Genomic DNA, 10,924 nt, shown 5'->3' with positions numbered 1-10,924 from the left:
GCCGCCGGCACACAGAGGTGCAGGCGGCCCCGCCCGGATTCTCGGCGTTCCGGCGACCGGGCGTGCGGCAGGGGGTGCCCCGGGCGACGCGCTGTGGTGCGGCGCCGTGCCGGTCAGGCGACCTGGTACCTGCCGACTTCCAGGAAGTGGCGCAGCGCTTCGGGTGTGTTGTCGTCGAGGGCGGCGTTGGCTGCCGCGCGCAGGGCCGGGCTGATGGACGGGTCGGCGAGGATGCGGGCGATGGCGACGCGGTCGTCCTCGGCCTGGGCGATGGGGTAGCCGGTTTTCAGCCAGGCGCGGATCGCGTCGGAGTCGTTGGCGTCCAGGAGGGCGTTGACCTCGGCGATGACGCGCCGGCCGCTGTCGGGGTCGGCGAGCAGGCGCGTGATGGCGACGCGGTCGTCCTCGGCCTGGGCGATGGGGTAGCCGGTCTTCAGCCAGGCGCGCATCGCGTCGGAGTCGTTGGCGTCCAGGAGGGCGTTGGCTTCTCGTGTCACACGCCGGCCGCTGTCCGGGTCGGCGAGGATCCGGACTATGGCCACCCTCAGGTCGTCGGCGTCCGGCTCGTCCGTGGACGAGAACACCGTCACCGCGGTCGGTGCCGCCGTGGCGGCGAAGGACGGGGTGGCGAGCAGGAGGGCCGGGGCGAGGATGCCCGCGGCGATGCCGGGCGCTACGCGATGCAGTCGCAAGGGGAATGCTCCTCTTCGTGGCGACGGAGGTGAGTTGAGGACGCCTCAGGGCGTTCACTTCGGTGATGCTGCCACCTGGGTCTGACAGTGGCAGTTGCCCCGCTGCGGTCGCAGGGCACCGTCGCCGCGGACGTGGCCGGTGTTTCATGGCGGCGCGCCTTCGAGAAGGGCGGCCTTGAGCGCGGCTCGTGGCTGTCGGGGCATGATCGGGGCGAGACGATTCCTGGGGGCGGTCGTGGTGTGGTCCGAGCGTGTGGTGGTGCGCGACGGGGTTCGGCTTGTCTGCCGGGACCGGGCGGGCCGGGGGAGCCGGTCGTGCTGCTGCAGGGCTTGGCCGGTCATGCGGGTGAGTGGGAGGTGGTGGCCTCGCGGCTGATTGCCCGGTATCGGGTCGTCGCGGTCGATCAGCGCGGGCACGGTGCGAGCGAGCATCATCCGTACGCGCGGACATCCACCTCAACCTGCTCCAACTCGCCTGCAGCCTCATCTGCTTGAGACGACGCCGAACTTCATTCTGAATCGATCAGTAAGTACCTCTGCTCCACCCGCACCCGTGCACTCGACGACCTCCCTGCCCCTGGAGCAGGGCGTCGAGCTCGACGTCATCACTTGCAATGGCGCGGGAGGCCGTGCCGCGTCGCGTGGAGGCAGAGCGAGCCGTGGTAGGCAGGGTTGGTGATCAGCCGACTTCCTCTCGACGAGCAACTTGAGTCCCTGCGCGCGGTACTGTCGCGCAGCGATGTGCTGACGGAGGTGCTGGCTCGGACTGCGACGTTGGATCTGCCTGGGTGTTATGTGACGGCAGGGCGCTTGTTCCAGACCGTGTGGAACGTGGTCACGGACAGGCCGCCGACCCGCGGCATCAAGGACTACGACCTGTCCTGGGAAGCTGAGGACGCCGTGATCAAGACTGGGCAGAAGGTCTTCGCCGACCTTCCCGAGAGGTCGAGATTGCGGGTGAGTTCCCAGGTCGGTATGCGTGCCGGACAGGAGCGGAGAGGTAGGACGGCGAGCAGCCGATCCGGTTGCTGACTTCCTTGGTGGTGAGCTGTGCCGTGCGGATCAGCATGGACAGGATGGGGGAGAGCCGGTTGAAGGCCGCTCCCGATGATTCGCAGGGTGCCGACTGCTTCTGGCTGTCTGCACGCTCGCTGCGGTCGTTGCCGCCTGTCTCTGCAGACTTCGAGGTGCTGTCGGTGCGGCGGGCGGGTCTGGGGGAGAGCCGGGTGCGTGGTCGGCGGGGGCGGCGAAGAGGGTTGCGAGAGAGTGAGTGCCTGCGCCGGGCAGATAACGGTGCTTTCCGCGTCGTCGGCCGACCGCTGCGCCCGCTGGGCGGGATTGCTGACCGGAGCTGTGGCGGCTCCTTTCGTGGGGAACGCTTGGGGGACGGACGGGGACATCAGCGTCCTGTAGGCGATTCTCGTCTTCGGTCCGCTCCGGCAAGCAGGCTAGGTGTGGCACCGGAATGAACTGCGGCGGCCGGTGTCCAGGCCTCTCATGGGGGTGTGGCCACCGGCCGCCGTCTGGGTGCTACTTCAGGCCGAAGGCCCGGGTGACGGTCTGGGTGATGCCGCCGCCGTTGTGCTGCTTGGCGGTGACGCGGATGGACACGTAACCCGCGCGGGCCGGCGCGTGGAGCTGTGTCTGCCAGGTGCCCTTGCTCTCCTTGAGGTCCTGCGCCCGCCAGGAGGCACCGTCGTCGTAGGACACCTCAAGCTTGACCGAGGATACCGCGTCCTTGGCGGCGTCACTGCCCAGGACGACGGGCTTGACGGAGAAGACCGAGGTCCGCTTGGCCCTCCCGGCGAGGTCCACCGCCGTCCCGTAGTCGAGCTGGACCAGCGGGATCGCCTGGTTGTCGGCGGTGCCGGACTGGAAACTCCATTCCGTGTGCGTGGTGGTGGAGTAGGGGGTGACGTCGGTGTTCCCCCGCGTGTCCACCACGAGCTGGTAGGGGAGCTTCTGTGGGGCAAGGTCGCCCACCCCGAAGTCGTGCCGCGGGCCGCCCTGCACCAGCAGTCGGCCCCTCTGGTAAAGCGAGAAGCTCCGCGCCATCAGTCCACTGCTGCCGCTGTGGGCGGAACCTCCGTCGCCGAAGCCCGCGACCATTCCGCCGATGGCGTTGCCGACACGGTGCGGGAGTTCGAAGCCGGCCATCCGGGGCCGGATGAGGGGGCCGAACCAGTGCTCGCTCTGCACGCTGCCCGGCCGGTAGCTGACGATGTCGGTGAAGGTCGACCAGCCGTCGACATCCGCGTACTGCTGCCATTTCACGCCGTCGCCGGCGGATACCCAGTCGGTGCGCGTCCCCGGCTCGGCCGGTTCCCTCGGGAACGGCGGTACGCGCGTCATTCCGGGGGCGTTGGCATAGGGGTAGGCGGCCGGCCAGTGCTCGTATGACGGACTGTCCTCGCGGCTTTCCGTGATCCGCTGGCCGGTGGGCGAGGTGAAGACGTTGTCGATGCGGGCGAGGCTGCCGGGGTCGGTTGCCGCGGAGGGGTCGTCGGGGATGCCGCCGTGGTGGTAGTCGGCCAGGTCGTACAGGTATTGCGGGGAGGGATGCGCCTCGACTTTCAGCCTGGTCTTCCCCGGGGACGTGATCTTCTTGATCAGGTCTTCGCCCTCGTCGACGGTGAGGGAGGCGACGGGGAGGAGCCCGGTCGTCTTGCCGTCCGGGTCGCCGTACCAGTCGATCATGCGGCCGTCGTCGTCGTTGACCACGAGAAGCACCGTCGCCCCCGCGGCGCGGGCGGCTGCCGCCTGGTCCGCCGGGGTCACCCTGGCGTCGGCGCGGACGACCACGGCCTTGCCGCGGGCGGACAGGCCGGCGTAGTCGGCGGCCCGGCCGGTGCCGGCGAAGACGGCCTCGACGTTCGAGGCGCCTTCCTGGAACTGGGCGGAACCCGGCTGTACCAGCAGGGTGTCGTCCAGACTGCGCCCGCCGTAGGTGATCTTGAGCGGGGTCTGCTTGGCGCGGATGCGGGTGGTGAAGACGAAGCTGCCCTTCTTCACCTTGCCCTTGGTCGGAAGCGCCCACAGGCTGTCGTACTCGGGGGAGGGCAGAACGACCTGATGCAGCGCCTGAGCGTCGCTGGGCGTGGGCTCGTTAAAGGTGAAGGAGCGGTACAGGTCGATCCGGCTGGTGGTCACGACCGTGGGCTTGGGTGTGTCCACCTTGACCTGGCGGATACGCGACGCGTCCAGATCCACCTCCCGGTCGGCCTTGAGGTCCACCTCGGGCGCGGTGAGGACGGCGTAACCCAGGGAGTGCGGGCCGTTGCGGCCTTCGACATCCATCGTGGAGACGACGGTGTAGGAGCCGGGGGCCCAGCGGCTGGTGAGTTTGCCGTCCGCTACCCACATGACGGTGGTCGTCCCGTCGGCGCCGGTAATCTCGACCTCGCCGCTGACGGGCTTGCCGGCCTTGTCCTTCAGACGGACCGTCAGGTCGTACTTCTCGGACTCGACGGACATTCCCAGGGCCGTGTGCACGGCGCCGCCCGCGGAACGCGCGGTGACCTGGGCGGCGTACAGGCCCGCCCCGAGCCCCTTCGGGTCCGCGACGACCTCGACCGAAGAGGTGCTGCGGGCCGGGACCGTGACGCGGTCGGCGGCCAGGGTGAACAGCCCAGCGGGCGAGGCACCGCGGTCCACCGCGAGCCGCAACGTGACAGCTGTTCGTGGTGTTGGTGTAGGTGATCTTCCGCTCGACCGGATTGCGCTTCTGGTCCTTCGTCCAGCGCACCAGCCCCGCGTCCACGGACCCGGTTGCGATCACCTGGTCCTTGAGGTAGGCGGCGGCGACGTCCAATCGACCGGCGCCTGCCTGGTAGGGCGTGTAGGCCGGGGTCAGCGCGCTGGTGCTCATCAGCGCGTCCTTGATCTGGCGCCCCGACCACTCCGGGTGCTTCTGAGCCAGTAGCACCGCCGCACCGGCGACGTGCGGCGCCGCCATCGAGGTACCGCTCTCCGTCCGGTAGAAGCCCTCCGCCCCCTCGACCTGCTGCGAACTCGCGGCGAGAACCTCGACACCCGGCGCGGTCAGGTCGGGCTTGAGGCCGTCGCCCTTCAACCGCGGCCCGACGCTGGAGAACGGGGCCAGGGCGTCGGAGGAGTCCACCGCGCCGACAGTGAGCGCGGCGTCCGCGGTGCCCGGGGCACTCACGGTGTAGGGGGAGTTGCCCGCGTTGCCCGCGGCGATGACGAACAGCGCGCCCGTCTTGGCGGTCAGCTTGTTGACCGCCTGGCTGAGCGGGTCGTCCTGGGTGTGCCACGTCGGCGTGCCCAGGCTCATGTTGATCACCTTGGCGTGCTCGGTCCGTGCCGCCCACTCCATGCCGGCGACGATCCCGGAGATGTACCCCGAGTTGTTGTCGCCCAGGACCTTGCCCACGATCAGGTCCGCGCCCGGGGCGACTCCCTGTTCCTTCCCTCCGGAGGCGGCGCCGGTCCCCGCGACGGTGGAGGCGGTGTGGGTGCCGTGACCGTTGCGGTCGGCGACCTCCTGGCCTTCGACGAAGCTGCGGGATGCCACGATGCGATTGACCAGGTCCGGGTGCGTGGCATCCACGCCGGTGTCCAATACGGCGACCCGGACGCCTTCGCCCGTGCCACCGGCCTTCCAGGCCTCAGGGGTGCCGATCTGCGCGTTGGTCTCCGCCATGGTCGCCTTCGCCTTGGCGTCGAGCCACACCTCGTCGATACCCGCGGCGAACGAGGGACCGCCCGCGTCGTCCGCGCTCCCGGCCGTCCGTGCCGCCGACCGCGAAGCGGCGTTCTGTCCGGTGTCGGTGAGCGCCGACCAGAAGGTAGCGGCCTTCGACCGCTGCGCCTCGACGGCAGCCCCGTTGAGAGACGGCAGGGCCAAGGTGGTCTTCGCCCCGGGCAGAGCCGTACCGGACGACAGCGTGTCGCTCTTGCGGGCCGTCGCACTCCCGGACTGAATGACGATCAGCGGCAGCGCGCCTATGCGAGCGTCGTCATAGCCCTGGGTCACCAACTGCGTGACGTTGAACAGCTGTCTGTCGAGACGGCCGGTCGCGATGTAGGGCATGGCCTCGTCGGGATACACATAGGTGTCGCCGTTCTCGACGGCGACACGCACCGAACCCTTGGCCCCCGCCGCACGCTGGACGTCGTCCACCGACACCGCACCGCTGGGTCCCTGAGTCGCCTTCACCTTGTCACCGGTGATCAGCGTCACCGAGACCGGCACGCGCTGCGCGCTGCCCTGTCCGGCTGGAGCGGAAGGAAGCGGCTGGGTTGGGGCCTCGGCGCGGGCCGCCACAGGGGCTGCCAGCCCTGCGACCAGACAAGCGGCAAGACAAACCGCAGATCTTCGAACAAAGGGAACGAACACATGCCCTCCTGAAGTGATCGACCGAATCTGATCATCAGCAAAGGCCGGGTGTAAAGGACTTGAGGTGCCGGGAAACAGTTGTTAGCGTCGGTGCCCATATGGCCATAGCGAGGACGGCGATCACATCTCCCGGTAAGTTGCCCCTGTCTCCAGCGACATGCCCGTTCTGCACTATGACTTCAGCTCGTCAGCGTGAATCTTGGCGAAGTGCTCGATGGGTCAGAGCGGTGGCTTGTATCCCGTGGTGTGTGAGATATGGCGATGGGGGCGGGCCGACCGCTTCAGGACGGGAGGGAGGCTGGTGGTTTTCCCGGCTGCGGCGGGTCCGGTCAACGGCCGCACCCAGGAGAACAGCTCCTCCAGGCCCGTGTGTTCGGGAAGCCCGCCTCATCACCACGCAGGGACGACACCCCGATCATCGGGCCGACGCGTCCGCCCTCGCGCCACGCGGCCTCGGTCTGGGCGAGCAGGTCCAGCGACGGCACCAACACCAGCACACGGCCGGCACGAAGCTCCTCCGCGCTGCGCACGGCGACGAGGGTCTGCCCGGTGCCGGTCGCCACGATCACCTGAGTCCGCAGTCCCTGCTCGGGAACGGTCCCTCTCGCTGGTGCTTCAAGCGCGCGGAGTACCGCATCGACGGCTTCACGCTGGTGAGGACGAAGCTTCACGGGCCGGCCTTCCTATGTGCGGTGCGGGGACGTCGGGTCAGGTGGCGTCGTAGGCGAGCTATAGGGTTCGCCGATGACGCGGCGCTGAGGAAGCTGCGGCTGGTGAGCGCCCGGCCGCAGCGGGGTGATCATCGCGACCTACCAGCCGGCACGCTGAGTCGGCGCGCACCGGGAGAGGGCGTCGAACTGCGCTCGGCCGGTGTTCGGGCGGGCCCGAGGCGTCGCCCCCGACTCCACCTCCTCCGCATCGGGCTCGCCCACACCTCGCACGAATCCGACGTGAAGGGAGCCGGAAGTGACGACAGCCTTGGACCGAGAGCGGCGGGTCAGTGACCAGGGCGCTGGGAGTACGTACGGGCGGCGGACCGGGCGGCCATGATCGTGGGCGCTTCGCGGCGGGCGGCGAGCCAGGCCAACGACGAGACGGACGGTCCCAGTCCGTCGACGTCCACGTACCGGACGCCGGGGCGGGGGAAGAAGTCACGGGCGGCGGCGGGGAGGAAGCACATGGCCTCGCCGGCGGCCACGGTGTGCAGCAGCGCTTCCATGTCGGGGACGACCGGCCCGTACTTCACGGGGCTGCCGTCGGGGCGTGGGTCCACCGCCCAGAAGTCCCGCCACACCCGCGGTAATCGCTGCGGCATGCCGACCACGGGACGGTCGGCGAGCTGCTCCAGCGCGACCCGCGGCAGGGCCGCCAGGGGGTCGTCGGCGGGCAGGCAGGCCACCCGTGGTTCGGAGGCCAGGTGATGGGTCTCGACACCCTCCGGAACGGGCGGGCGCAGGAAGACCACGTCGACTTCCTGACGGAAGAGAGCATCGATGTGGTCGACGAAGTTCGGAGTGACCACCTGGATCTCCGTCCCGGGTTGCCGTTCCTTCAGAATCCGCAGGACGGCCCGCGTGTGCGGCATGGCGGCCTCGGCCCCGACGGCTCCGACGGTGAGTCTGGCGGAGAGCTGACGGGACTGCGCGCCGGCGACACGGCGGAGCCGGTCGATGCCCGCGACGGCTTTCCGGGCTTCGGGCATCAGCGCCTCTCCGGCCGCGGTGAGTTCGACCGTGTGACTGGTACGCCGGAAGAGCTGCACCTGCAGCCGCCTCTCCAGGTCGCGGATCTGCTGGCTGAGAGCGGACTGGGAGATGAACACGCGCGCCGCGGCGCGGCCGAAGTGCAGCTCCTCGCCCAGCGTCACAAACAGCCGTAACTGGTGAACGCTGGGTTCCGCAGCGCTCACGAGCCTCGCTCCGGCTCCCCTGCCTGGCGCCATAACGTCCTCCTTATCGCGCGGTGAGGAATCTCCATGATCGAACCCGATGACAACGATGGCGCCCCTCCTGCATGCTTCTGACGTCGCCCGAAAAGCCGGAGGAACCGGCGGACAACGGGCGATGTCCTTCCGATGTCCCCGCACGACGGCAACAGGCATGGTCTGCCGGGCATGTCGCATGTCGCATGTGTTCCTCCGTCACCCCGTGCCCCGGCCGCGAGACCGGTGCCGGCCACAGGAGAAGAGCATCACCAGCGGGACATCGTTCCGTTGGACCAGTCGTCAAGGAGTCTCATGGGTAAGAAAGTCAGCAGTTCGCTGCGCATCGCCGCGGCCGTCCTCAGCGCCGCTGCCCTCGCCGGCACGGCGCTCACTTCGACCGCCCAGGCCGCGCCCGCGGGAGACGTCTCCGCCATGGCGTGCGGCTACTACGAGGCGGGGGGCACCGCTTACTACGGCCATTGCGGCACCAATCGCATCATCATCGAGATCGATCTGGACTGGACCACGACCGAACGCTACCAATGCGTCGGACCGGGTGAGACCAACCTCGGCAGTACCGACGACATCGACTACGCCCACTACGTCGGGGACTGCTGACACACCACGGCCGTCCGCCCAGGCGGTCGACACCGCCACATGACACAGCGGCAACACCGTGGTGCGCTCTGCGTCACCGCACGTGCGGACCGGGGAGGCGGGCATGCCGAGCAGGCCGCCCGCCTCTCCCACCCGGCTGCACGGCACGACCACCACCGACCACGCCAAAAGGTTTCGAGGACCAGTCATGCGCGTTTCTGCCGTGAGCATCGCCGCCGTCTCCGCCGCCTTCGCGGCGGTCTTCGCCTCCGCGCCCAGCGCCTCGGCCGAACCGGACCCGCCGGGCTGCCCCCGGGGCTACTTCTGTGCCTGGCAGGGTCCGGAGCGCACGGGCCCCATGGTCGTGAGGACCGCGGGGAACTGGAGCGGGCGGGCGTACTACCAGTCGTTCTTCAACAACGGCTACCCGTCCCCGGGTTACGACCACGTCGACATCCACTACGACTGGCAGGGGCTGCAGGACAACTTCTGCGTCCACTACAACCCCGGCCCCGGCACGTACAGCGGCGATGTCGCCCCAGGCGTCGTGATCACGGGAGTCACGTGGCGCGGGGAGTGCTGAGGCCCGGCCCCACTGAGTCACCCTGGCGGACCTTGCGGGCCTGCTCCCATGTCACTGCGCCTCCTGGGCGTGACGGCAGGCGGCGAGTCAGTAGCCGACGGTGAAGCGCTCGCCGATGTGTTGGGGCTTTTCGATCTCGTCCACGATGGCGACGGCGTAGTCCTCGGCGCTGATGTGACTGTTGCCGTCGTCGTCGACGATCAGATCGTCCTGGTCGGTGCGGTAGGTGCCGGTGCGTTCGCCGGGCTGGATCGACGCCGGGGGGCTGCAGTTCGTCCACTCAAGGTCGCTCACGCCGCGGTAGACGTCCAGTGCGTCCCCGTGGGCATGCATGACCTGGAGAAGGTCCTCCGGCAGTCCCTCGGCGTCCCAGACGAGGTTGCCGGCCGGTGTGCGCAGTGAGCCGGCGCCGCCGACCGCGATGAGTCGCGGAGGGTGGTCTTCCGCTTCGCGGAGTCCGGTGACGAGTGATTCTGCACTGGGTTTGATGGTGGCGATGTGGCCCGGCCCGTTGCCGCCGCCGACTGCGCTGACCACCACGTCCTGTCCTGCGGCGACGGAGGCGACGGAACGGGGGTCCAGGACGTCGCCTGTGGTCACGGCCAGGTGGTCGTCCGTTTTGGTGTATTTCGACGGGTCGCGCACCACTGCGGTGACGTGATGGCCGCGGCTGAGCGCCTCATCAACGATGCGGGAGCCGATGGTGCCGCCGGCTCCGAAAAGGGCGATCTTGGACACGATGCTCCCCTTTCGCTCATCGAGAGCACGACTCCCATTTTTCCGCAGTCCGCGCCGAGCGGCGATGGGGCGTCGACGAAAGTCGAGCCCAGTTGGTGGTTTCGCTGTTGTCTTCTCGGAAGGGCTGGGCTGGTTCGCATACGAAGTGATGCCCGCCGAAACGCAGTGTGAGCAGCGGGCCCGCGTCCACCGACCCGCTAGTGGCCGGGGGCGATGCGTCCCAGCACCTCTGCAGCGGCGGCGACATCACATCCCTGCAGTCGGGAGAAAACGTGCCGTCGGACGCTGGCGAGATTGGTGGGCCACGCCTGCTCGAGCCGGGTCCGTCCCGGGGGCGTCAGCAGGACGAGGAGGGACCGTCTGTCCTCAGGAGACCGCGCGCGGCGGACGAGTCCTTGGTCTTCCAGGCGGTTCACCAGCCGCGACATGCCGCTGATGGAAAGTCCACAGGCCTTGGCCAGCTCGCTCATGGAGAGCTGGTGGTGCGGGGCGTCCGACAGATGGACCATGACCATGTACTCGGTGCCGGTGATCTCCTGCTCCTCGAGCATGTCGGCGTCGACGACGCGAGGAAGGAAGGTCATCACCCTTCCGAGCGCCCGAAGGAATGCTTCCTCGTCGGGGTTGAGGGGATCGATCGTCGTCGCCATGCGCTCAGTGTAGGCGGACCGGGGGTGGGGCCTCGGTGATCACGGTCAGGCCGGTGAAGCGCTGGACTCCACTCCTCTCGTGCGCTCCGCCGACGGGCTGATCGGCAGGTCTCCTCCCCAGGCTGCCGGCGGGAGGAGACCGCACTCGCGACGCGTGCGTGTGCTACATCTTCATCCCGGAGTGCTGCTGCGACGTGTGGCCCGTGCTCATGGCACTGTTCATCTCCATCAGCATGTGGTGGACCTTGTGCACCGACGAGGGCATGATCACGAAGGGTCGCATCATGCCTTCGTCCTCATGGTCGAAGATGTGGCAGTGATACATCACCTTGCCCGTTTGCCTGGCGAGCCGTCCGGCGACGGTGACGAGCGTGTTGGCGT

General features: G+C 68.9%; 11 protein-coding genes and 1 pseudogene. 4 read left to right on the top strand and 8 right to left on the bottom strand.

The window, feature by feature from the left end:
- Nucleotides 1-113 precede the first annotated feature (113 nt).
- Nucleotides 114-692 (bottom strand): hypothetical protein, encoded by a 579-nt coding sequence (locus AB0O67_RS33845; RefSeq protein WP_365458727.1) that lies wholly within the window; start codon nt 690-692, stop codon nt 114-116.
- Nucleotides 693-927: 235 nt separating this feature from the next.
- Here AB0O67_RS33845 and AB0O67_RS33840 point away from each other — a divergent pair.
- Nucleotides 928-1,121: pseudogene (locus tag AB0O67_RS33840) on the top strand (alpha/beta fold hydrolase); the annotation flags it as partial.
- A 246-nt stretch (nt 1,122-1,367) separates the two neighbouring features.
- Nucleotides 1,368-1,724, top strand: coding sequence for a nucleotidyltransferase family protein (locus AB0O67_RS33835; protein WP_365458724.1), 357 nt, complete (start codon nt 1,368-1,370; stop codon nt 1,722-1,724).
- A gap of 498 nt (nt 1,725-2,222) precedes the next feature.
- Here the strand turns inward: AB0O67_RS33835 and AB0O67_RS33830 are convergent, their stop codons facing one another.
- The 4 genes from AB0O67_RS33830 to AB0O67_RS33815 form a co-directional block, all read right to left on the bottom strand.
- Entirely contained in the window at nt 2,223-3,494 is a 1,272-nt protein-coding gene (locus tag AB0O67_RS33830; RefSeq protein WP_365458730.1) for a hypothetical protein, read from the bottom strand.
- A gap of 304 nt (nt 3,495-3,798) precedes the next feature.
- A complete protein-coding gene (locus AB0O67_RS33825) occupies nt 3,799-5,907 on the bottom strand; it encodes a S8 family serine peptidase (RefSeq protein WP_365458721.1) in 2,109 nt (702 codons plus the stop codon).
- 473 nt (nt 5,908-6,380) lie between these two features.
- Entirely contained in the window at nt 6,381-6,722 is a 342-nt protein-coding gene (locus tag AB0O67_RS33820; protein ID WP_365458718.1) for a DEAD/DEAH box helicase family protein, read from the bottom strand.
- A 326-nt stretch (nt 6,723-7,048) separates the two neighbouring features.
- The gene (locus AB0O67_RS33815) at nt 7,049-7,960 is read right to left on the bottom strand and encodes a LysR family transcriptional regulator (protein ID WP_365458715.1); all 912 of its coding nucleotides are present in this window, start codon (nt 7,958-7,960) and stop codon (nt 7,049-7,051) included.
- A gap of 327 nt (nt 7,961-8,287) precedes the next feature.
- Between AB0O67_RS33815 and AB0O67_RS33810 the strand changes: the two genes are divergently transcribed.
- Together AB0O67_RS33810 and AB0O67_RS33805 are read left to right on the top strand one after the other, a co-directional pair.
- Nucleotides 8,288-8,593, top strand: coding sequence for a DUF6355 family natural product biosynthesis protein (locus AB0O67_RS33810; RefSeq protein WP_365458712.1), 306 nt, complete (start codon nt 8,288-8,290; stop codon nt 8,591-8,593).
- A 187-nt stretch (nt 8,594-8,780) separates the two neighbouring features.
- Nucleotides 8,781-9,155 carry a peptidase inhibitor family I36 protein gene (locus tag AB0O67_RS33805; protein WP_365458709.1) on the top strand — a complete coding sequence of 125 codons (375 nt, stop codon included), beginning with the start codon at nt 8,781-8,783 and terminating at the stop codon, nt 9,153-9,155.
- An 87-nt stretch (nt 9,156-9,242) separates the two neighbouring features.
- On the opposite strand, the gene AB0O67_RS33800 is transcribed toward AB0O67_RS33805, so the two are convergent.
- The 3 genes from AB0O67_RS33800 to AB0O67_RS33790 all read right to left on the bottom strand — a co-directional run.
- Complete coding sequence (locus AB0O67_RS33800) at nt 9,243-9,893, bottom strand: NAD(P)H-binding protein (protein WP_365458706.1); 651 nt, start codon at nt 9,891-9,893, stop codon at nt 9,243-9,245.
- Nucleotides 9,894-10,090: 197 nt separating this feature from the next.
- On the bottom strand, nt 10,091-10,543 hold the full coding sequence (locus tag AB0O67_RS33795) for a MarR family transcriptional regulator (protein WP_365458703.1): 453 nt from the start codon (nt 10,541-10,543) through the stop codon (nt 10,091-10,093).
- A gap of 163 nt (nt 10,544-10,706) precedes the next feature.
- Nucleotides 10,707-10,924: multicopper oxidase domain-containing protein (locus AB0O67_RS33790; protein ID WP_365458700.1), on the bottom strand; the 218-nt coding region annotated here is incomplete at its 5' end.

It is taken from the genome of Streptomyces sp. NPDC086077 (genome assembly GCF_040686175.1).
GTDB lineage: Bacteria > Actinomycetota > Actinomycetes > Streptomycetales > Streptomycetaceae > Streptomyces.
Note: the sequence above shows the minus strand (reverse complement) of the source record. Positions and strands in the feature narration are given on the sequence as shown.

Bases quoted from the DNA above. Each gene is read 5' to 3' on its own strand.
- AB0O67_RS33810 (WP_365458712.1), top strand. From the start codon at position 8,288: ATGGGTAAGAAAGTCAGCAGTTCGCTGCGCATCGCCGCGGCCGTCCTC.
- AB0O67_RS33805 (WP_365458709.1), top strand. From the start codon at position 8,781: ATGCGCGTTTCTGCCGTGAGCATCGCCGCCGTCTCCGCCGCCTTCGCG.
- AB0O67_RS33795 (WP_365458703.1), bottom strand. From the start codon at position 10,543: ATGGCGACGACGATCGATCCCCTCAACCCCGACGAGGAAGCATTCCTT.